The sequence below is a fragment of the Brevibacillus sp. JB24b genome (assembly GCF_051713385.1).
GTDB lineage: Bacteria > Bacillota > Bacilli > Brevibacillales > Brevibacillaceae > Brevibacillus_B > Brevibacillus_B laterosporus.
The window spans coordinates 568,452-587,553 of record NZ_JBNVQV010000001.1; the positions used below are offsets into that span (position 1 = coordinate 568,452).

General features: G+C 39.6%; 18 protein-coding genes and 1 pseudogene. 16 read left to right on the plus strand and 3 right to left on the minus strand.

The genetic code is table 11. From position 1 onward, the window contains the following. Nucleotides 1-232: 232 nt before the first annotated feature. From ACQV1I_RS02955 to ACQV1I_RS03030, 16 genes and pseudogenes are all read left to right on the plus strand, one after another. Nucleotides 233-569: pseudogene (locus tag ACQV1I_RS02955) on the plus strand (YolD-like family protein). A 626-nt stretch (nucleotides 570-1,195) separates the two neighbouring features. After that, entirely contained in the window at nucleotides 1,196-1,942 is a 747-nt protein-coding gene (locus ACQV1I_RS02960; RefSeq protein ID WP_094701529.1) for a beta-ketoacyl synthase N-terminal-like domain-containing protein, read from the plus strand. Nucleotides 1,943-1,955: 13 nt separating this feature from the next. Beyond that, nucleotides 1,956-3,137 carry a beta-ketoacyl synthase N-terminal-like domain-containing protein gene (locus ACQV1I_RS02965; protein ID WP_116335252.1) on the plus strand — a complete coding sequence of 394 codons (1,182 nt, stop codon included), beginning with the start codon at nucleotides 1,956-1,958 and terminating at the stop codon, nucleotides 3,135-3,137. Between the two features lie 21 nt (nucleotides 3,138-3,158). Beyond that, entirely contained in the window at nucleotides 3,159-4,160 is a 1,002-nt protein-coding gene (locus tag ACQV1I_RS02970; protein ID WP_018673515.1) for an ABC transporter ATP-binding protein, read from the plus strand. Continuing rightward, nucleotides 4,138-4,959 carry an ABC transporter permease gene (locus ACQV1I_RS02975; RefSeq protein ID WP_018673516.1) on the plus strand — a complete coding sequence of 274 codons (822 nt, stop codon included), beginning with the start codon at nucleotides 4,138-4,140 and terminating at the stop codon, nucleotides 4,957-4,959. The genes ACQV1I_RS02970 and ACQV1I_RS02975 overlap by 23 nt, the downstream gene beginning before the upstream one ends. Before the next feature lie 2 nt (nucleotides 4,960-4,961). Beyond that, on the plus strand, nucleotides 4,962-5,774 hold the full coding sequence (locus ACQV1I_RS02980) for an ABC transporter permease (protein WP_116335251.1): 813 nt from the start codon (nucleotides 4,962-4,964) through the stop codon (nucleotides 5,772-5,774). A gap of 27 nt (nucleotides 5,775-5,801) precedes the next feature. Then, on the plus strand, nucleotides 5,802-6,809 hold the full coding sequence (locus tag ACQV1I_RS02985; protein WP_018673518.1) for a MupA/Atu3671 family FMN-dependent luciferase-like monooxygenase: 1,008 nt from the start codon (nucleotides 5,802-5,804) through the stop codon (nucleotides 6,807-6,809). Nucleotides 6,810-6,828: 19 nt separating this feature from the next. Next, nucleotides 6,829-7,092 carry a phosphopantetheine-binding protein gene (locus tag ACQV1I_RS02990; RefSeq protein ID WP_094701532.1) on the plus strand — a complete coding sequence of 88 codons (264 nt, stop codon included), beginning with the start codon at nucleotides 6,829-6,831 and terminating at the stop codon, nucleotides 7,090-7,092. After that, nucleotides 7,092-8,207 carry an amino acid--ACP ligase gene (locus ACQV1I_RS02995; protein WP_094701533.1) on the plus strand — a complete coding sequence of 372 codons (1,116 nt, stop codon included), beginning with the start codon at nucleotides 7,092-7,094 and terminating at the stop codon, nucleotides 8,205-8,207. Before ACQV1I_RS02990 ends, ACQV1I_RS02995 begins: the two co-directional genes overlap by 1 nt. A gap of 40 nt (nucleotides 8,208-8,247) precedes the next feature. Beyond that, on the plus strand, nucleotides 8,248-9,438 hold the full coding sequence (locus ACQV1I_RS03000; protein ID WP_116335250.1) for an aldehyde dehydrogenase family protein: 1,191 nt from the start codon (nucleotides 8,248-8,250) through the stop codon (nucleotides 9,436-9,438). Nucleotides 9,439-9,473: 35 nt separating this feature from the next. After that, complete coding sequence (locus tag ACQV1I_RS03005; RefSeq protein ID WP_116335249.1) at nucleotides 9,474-11,186, plus strand: thiamine pyrophosphate-binding protein; 1,713 nt, start codon at nucleotides 9,474-9,476, stop codon at nucleotides 11,184-11,186. Between the two features lie 69 nt (nucleotides 11,187-11,255). Then, complete coding sequence (locus ACQV1I_RS03010; protein WP_116335248.1) at nucleotides 11,256-12,218, plus strand: hypothetical protein; 963 nt, start codon at nucleotides 11,256-11,258, stop codon at nucleotides 12,216-12,218. A 32-nt stretch (nucleotides 12,219-12,250) separates the two neighbouring features. Beyond that, complete coding sequence (locus tag ACQV1I_RS03015) at nucleotides 12,251-12,820, plus strand: hypothetical protein (protein WP_116335247.1); 570 nt, start codon at nucleotides 12,251-12,253, stop codon at nucleotides 12,818-12,820. A gap of 31 nt (nucleotides 12,821-12,851) precedes the next feature. Further along, nucleotides 12,852-14,000 carry a hypothetical protein gene (locus tag ACQV1I_RS03020; protein WP_116335246.1) on the plus strand — a complete coding sequence of 383 codons (1,149 nt, stop codon included), beginning with the start codon at nucleotides 12,852-12,854 and terminating at the stop codon, nucleotides 13,998-14,000. 25 nt (nucleotides 14,001-14,025) lie between these two features. Continuing rightward, nucleotides 14,026-15,381, plus strand: a complete 1,356-nt coding sequence (locus ACQV1I_RS03025; RefSeq protein ID WP_094701539.1) for a class I adenylate-forming enzyme family protein — start codon at nucleotides 14,026-14,028, stop codon at nucleotides 15,379-15,381. Between the two features lie 512 nt (nucleotides 15,382-15,893). Beyond that, nucleotides 15,894-16,586, plus strand: coding sequence for a M24 family metallopeptidase (locus ACQV1I_RS03030; RefSeq protein WP_116335245.1), 693 nt, complete (start codon nucleotides 15,894-15,896; stop codon nucleotides 16,584-16,586). Nucleotides 16,587-16,728: 142 nt separating this feature from the next. Here ACQV1I_RS03030 and ACQV1I_RS03035 read toward each other — a convergent pair whose 3' ends face one another. The 3 genes from ACQV1I_RS03035 to ACQV1I_RS03045 form a co-directional block, all read right to left on the minus strand. Continuing rightward, complete coding sequence (locus ACQV1I_RS03035) at nucleotides 16,729-17,289, minus strand: metal-dependent hydrolase (protein ID WP_018673528.1); 561 nt, start codon at nucleotides 17,287-17,289, stop codon at nucleotides 16,729-16,731. 206 nt (nucleotides 17,290-17,495) lie between these two features. Then, nucleotides 17,496-18,353: a 1,4-dihydroxy-6-naphthoate synthase gene (locus ACQV1I_RS03040; protein WP_094701541.1), complete on the minus strand. Its 858-nt coding sequence runs from the start codon at nucleotides 18,351-18,353 to the stop codon at nucleotides 17,496-17,498. Beyond that, nucleotides 18,350-19,066, minus strand: coding sequence for a futalosine hydrolase (locus tag ACQV1I_RS03045; protein ID WP_116335244.1), 717 nt, complete (start codon nucleotides 19,064-19,066; stop codon nucleotides 18,350-18,352). The genes ACQV1I_RS03040 and ACQV1I_RS03045 overlap by 4 nt, the downstream gene beginning before the upstream one ends. Nucleotides 19,067-19,102 lie beyond the last annotated feature (36 nt).

The window sequence follows — 19,102 nt, forward strand, 5'->3', positions numbered from 1 at the left end:
GCAAGTACTCCTAAAGCAGCTAAAGCTTTTCTCAAAATGATCACTCTCCTTAAGGGTTAGGTTATTGCCTCTTAGTTATATCATAATATTAGTATAAATGTAAATATAATACATTTTAAAAATTATTTCTATTGTTTACCAGATTTATTGAACATGTAATTTTACCCATTGCATAATCTCTTCATCATCTAATAAAATAAGAACACACATTCGTATTCAGGGAGATGTTTTAATGGCTAGTAAAATTCTTGATCCACTTGTAACGAAGTTTATTTTGCCAGAACATGCAGAAATGTTACGTCAGTATCACGAGGATAAAAAACTGATCGAGAAACCGATCATTGAAGAGGATGAGCTTGCCGAGTTTTGGTACAGGATATCTGACTCACGTTAGTATGATTACGCCTTAACAATTAGCTGGTGGAAAGAGACAAAAGAGGATAGAGGTGTAATTGAATTTGCTTGGGGATGGGTAGACAAGTTTGATTCAACGTTTAAACAAATCAAGTTAAAGTGAGGAGGATTTTTGGTGGATACCTGTAGAGGATGTAGTGAAGGTTGATGTGTAATTTAATTAAGAAAGTCGTTTCCTAAATTTAAGGAGACGACTTTTTCTTTTGCAAACCAACTCCAAGGTACGTATACGAATACAAAGGAAGTTGTTGACGAATTGTTGACCAAATTCGTCAAGTATTACAAAACATTACAAAGCATTTAAAAGAAAACTTAAAAACTCAAATTTAATCATAAATAATTACACTATAACAGATAGCATCAAATCAACTATGCTTCCCTAGAAGGGAAGCTGTCGAGGAATTATGTAGGAAGTCTGGATATAGAAAGCGATTTGGTGCATAGTGTATATCATTGATTATGGAGATATATGTAGAAGTAACACCAAGGAACACCTGTCATTTTATAGGTGTTCTTTGGTGTTGTTACATAAAATTTATAAAATATGGAATTAACGAAACCTTACTTACTCTTAATAGTATATGGAAGAGAACGAGAATGGAATTGGAAATTGACTTGATAAAAAAGTCAATATATTTCCACATAACTTATTGAAAAATATATAAAATGTACAAAAAATATACAATTATAGTAACTTGTTTTTTTAAAAATATCGTGATAACATGTAAACAATTTAGTAAATAATACCATTTATTCAAAAAAATATAGAGAGGTTAAGTCGATGGATAGGGAATCGATTACAGTTGTGACCGGATATCATTTCTTTATAGATAAAGAACAAATAAGCTCGAATAAATGGTTTGGCAAAATAGATGATACAGCTTTCACTTCAATACATACACAAAAACCGTTTAAAATTCATCAAAAATTGACACCGTTTCTTCTGCAATCTGTCGCTTATGTTGTTTCTTTATTAGAACAGAAAAATCTTTTACCAGAGCCAGATCGAAGAGGAGTCATTATGAATGTGCCTAATGCTGTCTCTATAGAAATTGATTCTTATCTAAATGCTTTTCATCAACCGCGCAGAAGAATCAGACCGCATCAGAGCTTAGCTATCGATTCAAGCTCTCCAACTGCACTTGTTACCCTGCAATTCAATTTTAAAGGGCCTTCTGCAACATTGACTGATCAGTATGGTGGCTTGAGTGGTTTAGGCTGGGCGTACAATCTGATAAGGGAAAATCGTACGGATTTAATGATAGTAGTTGATATAGATCGGGAGCCTTCCTTAACAGACGATTTTGTTGGAAGTATTAGTGTTGCGGCGTTAATGAAAGAGTCTACCCTAGGGGGGATAGTACCAGTCGGAAAACTAGCAGATTGGACATTTGGGCATCCGGGAAATGACAGTTTATACGGAAGTAAGCTAGAGCAGGCAATGGTCTGGCTTGAATCAGAGAATTCATCGCCACGGTTTGGTTATGTCGATCATGATAACTGGGCAATTTACTTTACCAAATCATAGGGGGGAGCAGGGAATGAGAGTAGGTATCGCTGGTCTGGGTATCGTTTCTCCTTATGGATTCGGTTTTGAGCTGTTTTCTAAAGGTTTGCTTTCTGGGAAAAGTGCGCTTACCTCTTTAACCAGATTTGATGCTCAAGGTTTTCGATCCCAAGTAGGTGGACAAGTTGACTTTCAAAGTGACAAATTGGAGGAATCAATAGCGGAATTTTGGTTAAACAAAGCCTTACAAGAGGCAGTGGAACAAGCAGAGTGCAAGCTAGAGACGTGGCGTGGCTGCAAAAAAGCTATTATTTTACCAGTTGTGTGTGGGGATTCTTCATCTGCAATTGGAGAAAGGGCAGAGGTCTGGGTAAAAGACCCTTTAGAGTTCCTCCCTTTTAGATGGCGTGAGCAAACACCCGTATTACGTGTATCAGCAGCGTGTTCTTCCATTAGTTCTGCGATCGCAATGGCAAAAAGTCTTGTCTCACAGGGACAGCTCGATATGGTAATGATTGCGCGAGCAGAGTTGTTAAATGAATATGAATATGCTTCGCTCGATATTGTTAAGGCTATTTCGACAGAGGCAGCACGTCCCTTCGACAAAGATCGTAATGGAATTTTAGTAGGAGAAGGGGCAGGAATCATCTTACTTGAGTCAGAGGAAAGCCTGCAAAATCGTGGGAAAAAGCCACTAGCATGGATAGATGGAATTAGTCATATTGTTAGTGGCTATGAAACAAATATGGTTGAGCTGGATAAAGAAAGTACGATACAAACGATGCGTGAGGCGCTAGAGGAAGCAAAGTGTAAAAAAGTCGATTGCATTCAGGCCCATGCAACAGGTACACCACAAGGTGATCTTGTTGAGGCAGTGGGCATTGTGGAGGCTATACAAGAGGGGAATATGATCCCAGTTAGCTCCCATAAAGGTGCTATTGGACATTTGTTACGCTGTTCAGGCGTAATGGGATTGGCTTCAGGAATCATTTCTTTGCAAATGAAAGTAATCCCACCAACTATTGGTTTGATAAACCTCGATCGGGCTTGTCCTGTTCATGCAGTAATCGGACATAGTATGAAGGCAGCAGTAGAATCTGTGCTTATCAATAGTTTTGGCTTCTGCGGAAATTATGTGTCGATGGTAGTCACTTCAGCAAACCGTGAGCAACAACGAGCACTGAGAATGTATGGTGATAAAAAATTTATAAGATAGTGTCGGAAAGTAGGAGAAAGTATGAGTTTTATACACGTTTCAAATCTACAGAAAGAGTATGCTTATTATAGAAAGGAAGTTGGGTTACTCAATTCTATTAAAAATCTGTTCCATCGGGAAAAGCTGATTAAGGAAGCGGTACAGAAGATTTCATTTGATATTGATGAGGGAGAGATGATGGCTTTTCTTGGACCAAACGGTGCTGGAAAAACAACAACCCTGAAAATTTTATCGGGCATCTTGCATCCAACAAGTGGAGAAGCAACCGTGATGGGTTATGTTCCATGGGAGCGTAAGAAGGAATTTAAAATGAATTTTTCTATCGTTATGGGGCAAAAAAGTCAGCTATGGTGGGATCTACCCGCTAATGAATCCCTATATTTAAATAAATTCATTTATGAAGTAGAGGACCGCGAGTATCAAAAAACATTGGAGGAGCTAACAGAGTTACTTGATGTCAAGGACGTTTTGGATGTACAAGTGAGAAGACTTTCCTTGGGGGAGAGAATGAAGCTAGAATTGGTGGCTGCCTTAATTCATCGACCTAAGGTTATTTTCTTGGACGAGCCTACCATTGGATTAGACCTTATCTCTCAGAAAAGCATTCGTAAATTTCTGAAGTATTACAATGAAGAGACGAAAGCTACGATCATCCTGACAACGCATTACATGAAAGACGTAGAAGACCTTTGCAAACGAGCTATTATTATCAATCAAGGAAAGATTGTCTATGATGGCAACTTAAACAAAGTAAATGAATTGCTGAACCAGAAGAAGCTCATTAAAATTCAATTTTCCTCTCCTGTTCAACAATCAGCTGTAGAGGCTTACGGGATTGTGAGAGAACACAATGAATTTGAAAGTTTGATTGAGCTGGATCGCGAGTCCTTAAAGCAAAACTCCAAGTTGATACTAGATCATTTGCCTGTAAGTGACATTAATGTAGAGGATATCCCCATCGAAGATAGTATTACGATTTTGTATAAGAAGGATGAGAAAAATGAGAAGGTTGCGCAGTTTTAGGAAATATATTCATACCTTTCAATTAGGCATACAGTCAGCAGTTGAATATCGAGCTAATTTTGTTTTGGGAATTGTGGGAAGTGTATTCTCCATCACTATATTAACCTACTTATGGACAGCTATTTTTGATAGTCAAAGTCCCGGTGCTACCGTTTTTGGGTACACCTATCGGGAGATGATTACATATACGCTGATTGCGGCAGTGACAGCCAAGATCATTCAAGCTGGTTTTGAGTATGATGTAGCGGAAGATATAAAGGAGGGTGGGCTTAACAAATTTATAATTAGACCAATTGGATATCTTCCTTACAAAATCTATTCGTTTCTTGGTTCTAAACTCATATATATTGTTGTCAGCTTTATTTTAATCTTTCTCATTTTGTTCATCTTAAATAGGCTGATTCAAGTAGAAATTAACTTGGTTAATATCGGTTATTTTCTCATTACACTTTTACTTGCTCTCGTATTAAACTTCTTTATCTTCTTTAGTATTACTACCATAGCCTTTTGGCTTGAGAATGTTTCTTATATATTTGAAGCTCCGAAAATTTTGCTTGTGATTTTAAGTGGAGGGATTTTTCCACTGGATGTCTTTGATGATACGATTCTTTCTTTTCTGAACTATTTGCCATTTAAATATACGGTAAATTATCCAGTAGATGTGCTTATTGGAAAGTACCAGGGGATGGAACTAGTGACAGGTATGGGTCTACAAGTATTCTGGATTGTGGCATTTGCTCTTCTCTCCAAATTGTTATGGGGTATCGGTATTAAAAAATATATCGCTATAGGTGGATAAACATGGCATCGGTTAAAGAATTGAAAAAAATATTAAAAATTTACTATCTCTTCTGTAAGAATTGTCTGATGGCGCAGATGGAGTATCGTTTTAATTTTTTTGTCGGGGTCATTGTGGAGAGCGGTTTTGTATTATCCAAGTTGATTTATATCTTCGTCATATACCAGTCGGGTTTGATTATTGAAGGATTAAGCAGAGATTCCATTCTATTGTTTTCAGGAACATTTATGTTGGTGACAGGGGTATACGTAAGCCTTTTCGTCGTTAACTTTTTCAAAATCTCAGAGGATTATATACACGAAGGAAAACTCGATTTATATATTACAAAACCAATATCTCTACAATTCCTTACTACAATGAGATATATAGACTTCGGCTTGGCGATTCCCAACTTAGTAGTCGGAGGTGTGCTACTGGTTATGGGATGGAGTCGATTAGGAATTGAGGTTAGTTTGGCCAATATCGCAGGCTACGTCCTATTTTTAATCGGAGGAATTGTAATTAGTTATACGGTCATGTTGATCCCGCATCTCTTTTCGTTTTGGTTTATTAAAACATCCGCTGTGAATGACTTGAGCAATGACATTTGGGAATTTGGGCATATGCCAGCGAGAATCTATAGTAAGACAATCCAGACCATTGGTATTTACATTATTCCGTTATTTTTGGCGAGCAACTTCGGACCATTGTATCTCTTAAATCAATTAAGCACAGCGAATATGATGTGGGGTATCCTTGCTCCACTAGCATTGTTGCTTTTGACTCGGGTATTGTGGAAGGCAGCAGTTCGGAATTATTCAAGTGCAAGCAGTTGAGTTTTCATAGAGAGGTGGAACACAGTAATGAAATTCTCAGTTAGCTTCTTTTCAAATTTGAATGATTCTACAGCCCAAAACATGCAGGATCACTATGAATTTTTATTCGAAGTAATCCAATTTGCGGAGGAGCATGGCTGGTATGGTGTCTGGTTTCCTGAGAGGCACTATCATACCTTTGGTGGGTTATTTCCTAGTCCATCCGTTTTTGCCGCGGCTGTAGCAAGGGAAACAAAGAAACTGCGCATTCAGGTAGGAAGTGTCATATTGCCTCTCCATTCGCCCATTCGAATTGCAGAAGAATGGGCAATGGTGGATCAATTGTCAAAGGGGCGAGTAAGTATTTCCTTTGCTTCTGGCTGGAATCCCAACGATTTTAAAGAAAATCCAGAGCATTTTGATCATCGAAAAGAACGAATGTGGGAGGGAATGGAAAGGATTGAAAACCTTTGGAATGACCGAGAAACAGATATAACAATATATCCTAAACCCTATCAGGAACAAATCCCGATTTATGTAACCGTAGCTTCTTCAAAAGAGACTTGTTATGAAGCTGGGAAACGTGGATACCATTTGTTAACCCATTTTATTTTTAATGATATGAATGATGTAAAGCAGAAGATTGAGTTGTATCATGCTGGATTACGCGATGGAGGTCATAGCGTAGAAGACAAAGATGTAACCATTTTGCTTCATACCTATCTGGATCATGATCTTAAAGCGGTAGAACAGATCGTAAAGAATGCCTTTTATGAGTACCAGCATGCTTTCCTGTCATTGGCAGAGGCTACCCCTCATTATGAAAGTAAACGAGAAGAAGAGATTGCGAAAACGATGATGCTTAAGAAGTATTCTCCTCATTATTCCCTGCTAGGTACCCCAGAGACTTGCACGACTGTATTGAAGAAGCTAGAGGAGATTGGTGTCACGCAGGTTGCAGCGCTGGTTGACTTTGGATTAGAAAGACAGAAGATCATGGAGAGCTTGGAACGTTTGCATTCGCTTGTAAAAGAGGCGAACGTCCAAATCATTTAATGAAAGGGAATGAAAGGAAATGACAGAAGCTACGATACGTACAATCCTACAAGACATGCTTGGGATCAGGGAACCTATTGCTGAATGTGATGACCTAACCAAAATGGGTTTAGACTCCATGACTACGATTCGCTTAATAGTTGCACTTGAGCAAGCATTTGATCTGGAGTTCAGTGAGGAAGATCTCTTACTGGCAAATTTTCGAACTCTGGAGAAAATAACTGGTTTAATTAATGAACGACAATCAGAGCAAGTAGTTTATACAGAAAAGAGTGAGTGCTAATGAAAAAACAGTATCATGTAGCTGGAACCCTCTCTCAATCGCAAGCAGAAGCGATTACTTCGAAATTAATGTATAGTCTTGAGGGGATTTCCCATTGTTCCTTCTATCCTGAAACAAAGCAAATTGAAATTGACATAGTCGACAAAAGTAAAGAAACACATATTGATCAGGTTATTCAAACCATGATAGAGGAACAAAAGAGTATCCGATCTTTTCCTAATCGAATCATTCGAAAGACCGATGGAGAAATCACAAAAGTACGAGTTAATGAGGAAGAAATGCTAGCAGAGTTTTCAGAGTTGGTTCGAAAAGAGTCTGCCGTTACTCTATATGAGGCATTACAGCGCCTTTTTACGGAATACGCAGTATCTAAACAGGCGAGGGCGAGAATCTATTCTTCTTTAATTCCAAGACAGACACTGGAAAAATGTCAGTATGTGAAAAACTTCCCACAAAACCTATATGTGGTTGCCGAATTTCCTCATGAGTATGAAGTGCTTAATCAGGTTGGTCAAACAGATAACTATGAAGAACATATTCGTTGCAGTGAGCATCTTCTTTCGCCAGCTCTATGTTTTCATTGCTATGAAGAGTATTCCAATCAGACTTTGCACGAACCATTATTACTTAGTACAGAAGGGGTTTGTTTCCGGCATGAGGCTCCATGGCGTCTGGGAAAACATCGACTTCATAATTTTAGAATGAGAGAGTTTGTTTTTATGGGAAATGAATCCTTTGTAGAGGAAACCAGGTCCTTTTTTTTAGATTTAATATGGAAATTATTTGTTAAATTAGGATTTAGTGGTTATGTAGAGACGGCACATGATCCTTTTTATTTTCCTCATCACGCTGAGAAAAGTCAGTATCAGTTGATGGCTCACATGAAATATGAGCTGATTATTTCAACTGACACAGGGAGCTTTTCAATTGCTTCCTTTAATAATGTGAAAGACACGCTATGTAAAGAGTTTGATATTACGGAACCAAATGGTTCGATATTGCATTCAGGTTGCGTAGCTTTTGGGATTGACCGATGGGTATATGCCTTGCTGGTTGTGTATGGTACTCAACTCCAAGAATGGCCTATTCAGATAAGAGAAATTTTGGATATATAAATTTTTTTACTGTTGATAAATAGAAGGAGGCTTACTACTTATGATTTTTGCTACAAAGGAAAGAGACGTGCAATTAAAACGATTGGACAAGCTTATCTCAGGAATTCGAACGAACAAAGTAGAGCTGCTAGATATTTTGACGGAGATTGCTACTTATGATAGTGCTGAGGCTGAGATCGAATCTTCCATCGCAACTTTGCTTGGAGCTGAAGAGGAAGTGGAGCGTTACAATCCCCCTACTATTGATCGAATTGCGGTTTATCATTCATCGAATGTTTTGTTGTACTCCTACGTGTTATATGCCGCTATCCCAAGTTTATTTTGTAAGGAAATCTTGATCAGACCTTCTACAAAGGCTTTATCTACAATGGTAAAGCTTCATGATTTCTTGATGAAGCAGGCAGATATACCATCCCAACTACTCCCCATCTCCCAACGGAAATTTAGAGAACAGGCAGGGCAATCAGATGTAGTTGTCTTTACTGGGAATTATGAAAATAGTTTGAAGGTACAACAAACATATCCACAAGCTTTGTTCTTGTATTTCGGAGCTGGAATTAATCCATTTATCATTGGAGAAAAAGCAAATATAGAAGATGCTTCCAAGCGAGCTGTAGCTGCTCGTGTCTATAATTCAGGACAGGATTGTATGTGCCCCAACGTTTATTTTGTCCACGAGAACATGAAAGAGCGTTTTCTAGCTACATTGATTCAGGACATGAAAGAATTGCAGATTGGTAAACGAAATGTACCGGGGAATGTAATTGCTCCGCTATTTTACGAGGGATTGTCCGAGCAGGCACAGGATTATCTCACACAAATGAAAGACCGTATTGTTTATGGTGGAGCAGTGGATGTGTCCATAAATTATGTAGAGCCGACTGTTGTCGTGTCCTCCCTTGAAAAAATTGGTGAGGTTATTGAGTTTTTCTGCCCAATCTTTCATGTTGTAACCTATCGAGATGAACAAGAGGTAGTGGATTGGTTACATGCGCCTGAACGTGTAGAGAGTACTCTTGGAGCCTCTGTTTTTGGAGCGCCAGAGCTAGTAGAAAAATTACGCTCTACCCATATCGTTTCAGAGAATTTGAGCCTATATGATATTGAAAATGGAAATCATCCGTTTGGTGGCTATGGTTTACAAGCGAATTATGTGTGTCACCAAGGAAATTTTACTAGTCGTCCTCTTTTAATCTCCAAAGAAGTATCAGCCGTATTTGGCAGAAAATAACTACATAATCCATAACGATAGAAGGATGTGAAGTAATGGAGGCAATAAAAAGTCTGACGATCTGGGATGCTTATGCGAGTGTACTTGTAGAGCAAGGCATAACCAAACTGTTTGGTATGGTGGGAGATGGTGCAGGATTAATTGAATCCGCATATAAAAAAGAGGGACTACATATTTTCACGGCTCGCGACCAGCGGATAGCGGTTGGAATGGCAATGGGACATGCTCAGGTGTCAGGGAATCCAGCGGTGCTAGTTACCAGCCCGGGACCTGGAATTGCAAACTGCATAATGGGTGTATTAGAGGCATATTCTGCTGCTGTACCCCTAATAGTTATCTCAAATGCCACAGCACGGAACATGCGCGGTGAAGGAGCCTTTCAAGAAACCAACTCTATTGCTATGATGCAACCTGTGACGAAATGGTGCTATCGTGTGGAGCATCCAGAGAAAGCCATTTGGGCTTTGCGACGAGCTGTTTTTGTAGCTATTAATGGAAAACCGGGTCCAGTCTATCTTGAAATTCCAGATGATCTCACATGGGAGGAGCTAGGTAGTGGATCGTTCTCTGCTGATAAGAAGAACCTTGATGAGCAAGGCCCTATTTTTTCTCAGCCAGAAGAACAAAGTATGCGTAATGTATTCAATCAGATAACGAAAGCAAAACGTCCCATCATCCTGTTAGGAGGGGGATGTCAACATCGTCCATTCGTGTCTGAATTAACAATCTCCTTAGCAGAGGCACATGGATTAGCCATCTTTACTACAGCATCTGGAAGAGGAATAGTAGATGAGAGGCATCCTTATGCTTTTGGAAATGTAGGGCTGTATACGTTACCACAAATCAAGAAGCTCCTTTTCGAAGCAGATTTGATTATAGCGATTGGAACTCAATTAGAGGAAACAGCTTTGATGGGTTGGAAGGAAGCCTTATCAAATACATGCTTTGTACATATTGATTGCCATTATGAGTCGCTAGAGCGCTCTGTTCATGCCGATTACAGGCTACTTGGGGATGCCCAGCTTTCTCTGCAAAACTTATGGCGAATGTCATGCGAGAATATGGATTGTGGTACCAATAGCAAAAATGAGTGGATAAAAAGAATGCAGGAAGTAAAACAAGAAGCTCTGTCAGCTTGGGCAGAAATAGAAGACATAAAGGCACCTGTAAGAAGTATGCTAAAGGGAATCGAGCATGAATTTGGAGAGCATGTCGTTTTGGTTCAGGATAATGGTTTACATGATATGTGGGGATATTCGTATCCTGTTTATACGGTTGCTCCGCCCGGTCGTACAGTTGTTCCGGGTGAACAAACAGCCCTAGGTTTACCGATGGGTATATCCTTAGGAGCGAAGATTGCTGATAGAAAAGCGCATGTTATTGCCTTACTCGGGGACGGTTCGTTTGAAATGGGATACTCAGCTGTGGGTAGTGCTGCCGAGCATCAATTGGGTATCACTTTTATCGTGATAAATAATGGTGGATTTTCTTGGCCAAGATTTCAGCAAAGCATGAGTGAAATGGAAATAGGCTGTTGCTTTCAAATAGAGCTAAACTATGCTGCTTTAGCTCAATCGGTTGGCGGTTATTATAAAAAACTGACTACACCAAATGAATACCAAGAGGCATTAAAAGAAGCAAGGCTATATACAGAACAAAATAAGATTGCTTTGCTAGAATTAGTGGTTAACTGGGATCAAGACTTGCCAATTACAGTGATGATGCAATATGGAGACAAAGAACAATAAGTATGTCTCATGGGAGCGTTCGAATGAAAACAATGTATGTAGATGTCCAAATAAGCTAGGAGGAATCCCATGAATCTGGCTATTCCGACACACCATCCAGTCATGTATAACAAGCGAAAGGAATTTTTAGATTGCTTAGAGTATCTCATTTGTTCTTATATTCAAGGATTTGGAGTGCCGTATCACTGGCTACTGTCCGACAGATGGGGATTTTATTATCGAAGCATTGATGATTTCACAGCAGCAAAGGAAGAGGTATTGATACCTTTTCCTGGTACGTTACAAAAAATTTATAAGGCAGAATTTCTTCATTACGAAAAGCGTGAGCTATTGGATGTGGTCAAAGAAACCATCAGTCAAAATCGACAGCTTTTTACTGTTGTGGACGGTAGATTCTTTCCATGGTATACAGATATGGAAATCTTCTCTCATTTTGTTTTAATTCAGGACTATGATTCGGCATCTAAGCTTTTTTATATAACAGATTTGTGGCCATATGAATTTTCTGATTGGTTCCCGATCGAACCTACCAAGCAAGCCTATGAAGTAGAAGGTAGGTACAGTTTTACATTGACCGAACCATCCTTACAAATCAGCAAGGAATTGCTTCAACAGCAATTTAGGTCCGTTTGTGACAAAATTACTGGTACTGATCCTGGATATGAGGGCTATCTCAGCGGACAAAAAGCATTGCTTGCTTGTCAGCAGGATATGATATTGCATGGGAAAGATTTAGGAATTCATCTGGATAAAATATTTGACATGTTAAAACGAGTAATAAACTATCGGGATGGTTTTCTAGAGTTTGTTTTATATGCAGATCAGGACCAAACAAGCCCTGTACATAACGAGATAGATCCAGCACTTATTACTTTAGTAGAAGAGACGGTAAATATATGGGCTGTGTTTCGAAATTATTTGATTAAGGCGAAGGTTACGGGAAGCACCACTTTCCAAAAACAGATTGATTGGGTCGATAAAATCATTGAAAAAGAAAAAGAAGTTTATGAAAAGCTAACTACCTATTTCTAGACTGATAGAAAAGCGATTGAGGTGCTTGAACAATGAGTATGACAGAGGCACATATAATTGGTTTGGCATCCGTTTTCAATGCAAAGGGAGTATCAAACCAAGACCCAACGCTGGTTGCTCAGTTGGATCATGTACACAGTAGCATTCCGGGAGAGATATTTCCAAGCGATGAAGTAATTTCATACCAAGGAATTCCTTTTGCCTTCCCATTAACTGAAATGGTTGAGAATGATGTTATAAGTTGTGATGGCCAAATCATTGAAGTAAACGCTCCAAGTTCCTTTCAAACCTTAGCTTTCCTAGGTTTTTCACTGTTTGGCGATTATCAGGATAAATTTACAATTCAATATGTGGATGGGATAGAAGAAGAAGCGCGATTTGGTTTGACTAACTGGAAACAGTACAAAACTGGAACACCACTGTTTGGAGAGCAGATAGCAATGTCTCTACCCTATTATGTAGAGAACATGATTCTTACTGAACTCCCAAGAACCATTTGGTTACAGAAAGTAGCTCTCCGACATTCAGAGCACATCAAGCAAGTCATACTGCCAAGAAATCCATATCTGATTGTAATTGCTCTTACCCTGTGTAACGTATAGAGCCTACACGTTGGAAAGGAAGCGTACAGCAATGAAAATACAACCATTTGAACCAGAAAGGAAAGCTCCGTATTATTCCATTTGCCTTCACGTCATCCTGCATGAGCGATTAAGGCATGAGGGAATGACTAGCTTTCTTAGCTTACATCCCAATATAGAGATGTATAGCGTAACGGTTTATTCTAAGAAAAACGATGTAATTAACATGAGATATGGTTTATGGGATGAATATATAGATTCTTTCCGTTTAAGTAAGCTGGGCTATGGAGTCAGTCCAGAGCATATGGGCTATAAAATAGAGAACATGTCGTTTAGAACCTATGAGGAAGGGAAGTTGGCTATTGTTCATAATATTCAAAATAAACATCTTTCATTGATTGGTGCTACATATTTCCACCTGCCTTACAGCGAATATTATCATAGTGATAAGTATCTGATGGATTACAATAGTCTTCACCCCGGAATTACTAAGCATTGGATATCTGTATATGGGATAGAAGAGCAAAAGGCATTGATTTATGATGGTGTCCCAGGAGATTATATTGGGAGTATACAGCTTCAAGACTTTGAAGCCTGCTGGCGTGGAGATCGGGCTATTAAACAATTAGAAAAAAATACGAAAGTACAGGGTAAAAAAGAGTTTGAAATGCTACAGCTACATGAAATTTGCAAAATAGGTAAGAGTGACGTAATGAAACTGATGGAGAGTGTAGCTGTTACAGTTGCTTTTGAATATACTCGGGGGCTCATCGTTCGAGAAGGTAACGACACACATTACTTTGGAAGAAGTGCAATTAATCAGCTAGTAGAGGATTTGAGCTCCTATAAATATGATGATCAACTGAATGGAGGTCATCTTTCTGATTATGGCCAAGCTGTTCTGGAAATAAAACTGATGCGCTACTACTATCTGGATTTGCTTAAAGATTTGGTAATGCTATACGGTTCTGTTTATGAGGAGGATTTGGCCCAGTTTGAGAAGATTGTAAAACGATGGGAAGTTACCAACATTGGTCTGATGAAGCATATTATGCGACAGTCGCCACTTAAAAAGTTTTTAACAACAACAATTGAGTCAGTAGAGCAAGTGGGGATGCAAGAGAATCAATTTTTTATTGAATTTCTTCACAGACATTCTCATATTTCCTTAGTAGAACCCATAAAAACAATCCAAATATGATCTCCCAAGGAAGGGAAGAAGCGGCTTGATTAATTATGAGGTTTTTGTTGGCAGTACATCCTATACAGCCCTTATTAAACAAGAAATAGAACAGCTTATGGTTAGTATGAATCGTCTGGGAGTTTCTGCGGGTCATTTGGTTGCAATCGCTATTCATGAGCCCATCTCTTGGTTAATTTCCTATTATGCATGCAAAGAACTACAAGCGGTTCCTGTCATGCTAGGAAAGGTAGCCGAATTAGACAAACAGCTGGAGATAGTTCGAGCTGACTATGTGTGCTATACGAGCGATCACTACAAGATACAAATTGAGAGATTATCCTTGGTAAAGGAAAGGGATATGCCTAGTAACACCGCCCTCATTTGCAGAACCTCAGGCTCTACTGTAGGGATACCTAAATATGTAGCATGGAGTAAAGAGGGAATTGAATATCAGAAACGCGAGACGACACGAGTATTCAAGTATAAGGAGGGGGAACGACTTCTTTTCACATTGCCACTTTGGGGAGCATATGGATTAAGTATTGTGGGAGTTTTGGAACAAAATAGCATGGATTTGGTCATTCCTGCTAATTTACGTCCTCGATCCATACTTACCGTGCTACAGGAACAGAAGGTTGGGTGGGTAGAAAGCGCTCCTTTCTTTTATCAATCTATGCTTCCTTATCTATTAAAAGAGCAGAGAGGGATTGTAGATATAGGAGTAAAGGGATGGGGATGTGGAGGCGATTTACTTACCCATGCCTTCGTTCAACAGTGGGTGAAGATGACAGGTGTTCCCATATTGGATGGTTACGGATTAACGGAAGCAGGTCCTAATGTATCACTGAATCGCCCTTATGATTATTGTTATGGAACGGTTGGCAAACCACTTGTTGGAACGGAAATTCGCTTTTCTGAGGATAGAGAGTTGTGGGTTCGAAGCCCTTCTATAATGTTAGGGTATTATGCCGCTGGACAAGTAGATGCCTCGATGCTTAACGATGGATGGCTGTCTACTGGTGATATGGCAATGAGAGATGAGCAAGGGTACGTGACTATTTTGGGAAGAAAAAAGAATATCATTATTGTCAATGGATATAATGTCAGCCCAGAATATGTAGAAAGAACCATAAGAGAACACGATGGAATAAGAGACGTAGCTGTTGTGGGAATTCCCCATCCGACACGTGGAAATCGATTGTGTGCTTTTGTGGTGGGTGATGAGTCTCTTACGAAAAGAGATATAGACCTATTTGTAAAAGATAGAGTAGACGAGCCTTCCCGACCGAGTTTTTATGAAATGATTCCTGATTTACCGGTCCTAGCTAACGGAAAGACGGATCGAAATCAACTACAAGCGATAGCAGAAGTACGATTTGGTCAAGGAAGTTTCGTATAGACGCCTGTAAGGAAAAGGAACTGGGACGTCATTCATGGAGAAATGACGGTTCAGACTATCGACAAACCCCTCTTATGCTACTAGAGGAGTTTGTTTTTTTGTTTGAAAAAAGCTTACATGAACTAGATAAGTATATACATTTCATTAGCGATTCGTGTTTATTTTTGATCTGATCATAAGTAAGAAAACAGTATAATGCTATAGAAAAAGAAAAAACAATCTTTTACAATCATTATATCTGAGTTGAGGTTTTGAAATGAACAAATTCCACTTATATTAATCGGAATTTTTGTAACTATTGGATTGGTTGCTTCCGATTTAAAAGGCTTACTATTCAGTATTGATTGGCAAGTATGAACCTTTACTTCCTTTTGCACGAAAGAACGTAGAAATTGATGATCATATTGAACAAAATATTATCGCTACATTACAGGAGTTTACGATTTGTTCCAGTGAAATAGCCATAATGCTTATGCAATTACTCTATTATGATAGAAAGAGGTGTAGGAGCTGTGCAACGTTCACCAGAAGAGAGACGTGTAGGATTACGTGAAGCGGAAAGAAAAGCAGAGGAATTATTCAAACAGGTAGAAGAGAAGGGAATATTGCGAAGTGGAATAACTGAAAAGCAGGTTAATAAAGAAATTTATGAATTGGCCTTTCAAATGTATGGAATCAAAAAGTATTGGCATAAACGGATTGTAAGAGCGGGTAAAAATACGCTGTACCCTTATCGTGAAAATCCACCGGACTTAATGATTTCTGAGGAAGATATTATCTTTCTTGATTTTGGCCCGATTTTTGAAGAATGGGAAGCTGATTTTGGTCGGACATACGTGCTTGGCAATGATCCATATAAGATAAAGCTACGTGATGATATTGCTCAGGCTTGGCAGGATGGTAAAGACTTTTTTCTATCAAGACCAAATATTACCGGAAGTGAGCTGTTCGAATTTATGTGTCGTCTCGCTGAGCAGTATGGATGGGAATATGGAGGCCCACACGCTGGTCATCTAATAGGGGAATTCCCTCATGAGCGAATTCAAGGGGATGAAGTAGAGAATTACATTCATGCTGATAACAATATTGAAATGCGAGAGACTGATAAGGATGGTAGACTGCGAGATTGGATCTTAGAGGTGCATTTTATCGATCGTGAGCGTGAGATCGGAGGTTTTTTTGAGCAGTTATTAACAGTCGAATAACCTTGGAGCGGCTGGACTTTATAACAAAATAAGCCAAGAATTAATGAGCTTTCGATAAGAAAATAACAAAAAAGAGCGTCCGAAAAATGAGGCGCTCTTTTTTGTTACGCTTGACCACAAAAATGCACGTACAGGTAGGGGATTACAATTCATTCGCCAGCAACGAATGAATTAGCTCTGACACCATTTTCAATAAGGATTGCAGTTGAATGGATAAAGACCTGCTTAGCTCAGCAAACATGCTAGCATCCATTGATACAACAATGAGCAGAAGGCAAGCGATAAATACGACTTTTTCTACGGGACCTCCTGTTTTAAAAGCTAGAGGTAATTTTATTCTAGCTTTACTAAAGGGATAGAACAGCGGTACTCCGGCGACTGTTAATAGGTCCCCTACGATATGAAAGAGATACCCAATCCACAAGCCTAAAAATACATTCTCTTTCATAAAGAATCCGAGGGCGAATAAACAAAGCCAAAAAGGCAGAGAGTGTGTCAGTCCGCGATGTCCTACTGTTTTACTCATTATCCGCGATGTTTTGGAGAGTTTTTTACCTATGTAAGATTTTGGATGGTCAATGTCGGGCAATAAGCTTCCCACAGCTAGTCCTATCACATAGTCTGTTTGGAATGGAATATCCAAAAACTTCGCTACACATACACCAGCCAACGTTGAAAAAGCGATATGTGTTTTATACTTCAAGATGCTCCCCCTCTTTTTGCTGTAAACAAAGAGGGAATGACTCGTACGACAGATGATACCGCTCTTTGAATAGCCTTCGTATTAAAAAAGAGAACTTTTGTTCTCTTTTTTAATACTATCATATTTCTTTGCAGGTGGGCAGTCTTTCTTGAAATAATTTACTTTTTATAAGGAATAAGCGTTTTTTACTTAAGTAAGAGAACCGATTATCGCAATAACTTCAGATCAAACTCCGGTACAAGTCCTTCTTGTGCAGCTCGACTTAAGAGAGCAGTCACGGCCGCATAGCCATCTTCCCCTAGGTCAGCAGTAAATTTGTTTACATACAAATTAATATGAGCTTGCGCTACTGCTGGGTCCATTTCTTGAGCATGGTGCATGATATACTCTCTGGACGCTTCTGGATGTGCCCACGCATATTCCACAGATGCGCGAGTCCAGCTAGCAATAGCATCCAAGTCCAGCGAACGTCGAGCAATGATTGCACCGAGTGGAATTGGTAAGCCAGTATCCGCTTCCCACCAATTACCTAAGTCTGTCATTAGTGTAAGACCGTATGAAGGGTAGGTAAAACGTGCTTCATGGATTACTAGACCAGCGTCAATTTTACCATCCCGTACAGCAGGCATAATTTCGTGAAAAGGCATGACAATGATTTCTCCTACCCCACCAGGCACATTTTGTGCAGCCCATAGACGGAATAGTAGATAGGCAGTGGAGCGCTCGCTAGGAACTGCTACACGTTTACCAGATAAGGCGGAGGGGTCAGCTTGTTGGTGGGATGGTTTATCAATAGCAGACGAGTTTTTCGTTAAGACTAAGGGACCACATCCTCTACCTAACGCTCCACCACATGGCAACAGGGCGTATTCCGACAATACCCAAGGAAGTGCAGCGTAGGAAATTTTGAGTACTTCTGGTCCAGTTAAACTAGCAGCAAGTCCATTCGTGATATCAATATCTGCATACATAACATCTAGGATAGGAGCTCCAGGAATGAGTCCATGAGCCCACGCATGAAAAACAAATGTATCATTAGGGCAAGGGGAAAAAGCGATTTTCATCGTAACACCTCCACAAGTACTGAACTTACTTTTTCAAGAGCTTCTAATGCTTCTTTTATACGCCAAGCAGATCGGTCGCGTGGACCTACAGGATTAGAAATAGTGCGAATTTCCAACACGGGAATCTTGAATTGCTGTGCGGCAGTGGCCACTCCATATCCTTCCATGGCTTCGGCAGTCGCCCCCACTACTCTGGAGGCTATAGCTGCGGCTGTCTCGGCACTACCTGTTACTGTGGAAACAGTGAGAATTGGGCCTATATGGGTTGGCAAACCGGATACCTTCAGTGCTTCTGCTACACGCTTTGCCAGCATAATGTCTACAGGGATTCGAACAGAACCAAACCCTAGTTCGTCCAAACTTAAGAACCCTTCAGGGGTTTCGGCACCGAGATCAGCGGCTATCATTTCATTTGCTACAACCACTGAAGCTATATCCGCTTTACCTATAAATCCACCAGCAATGCCAGCACAAATAACCACATCATATTTGGTAGTTGCTAAGGTGCGTGCTGTACTAGCTGCGGCAAAGACTGCACCAACGCCACCTACTAGAACATCAAAGCCTTCCGCACCGTTTAACCCACGGATTACCGCTTCTTGTTCGGCTGGTACAGAGGTGACGATAAGTATACGTTTTAGTGATAGTGAGGATGGATTGTTCGAGTTTACAAATGTACCCGAAGAAATTTCTACTTGTTTATCTTGATTCATGTGAACAATCTCCTTTTCATGTTAACCATAACGTGA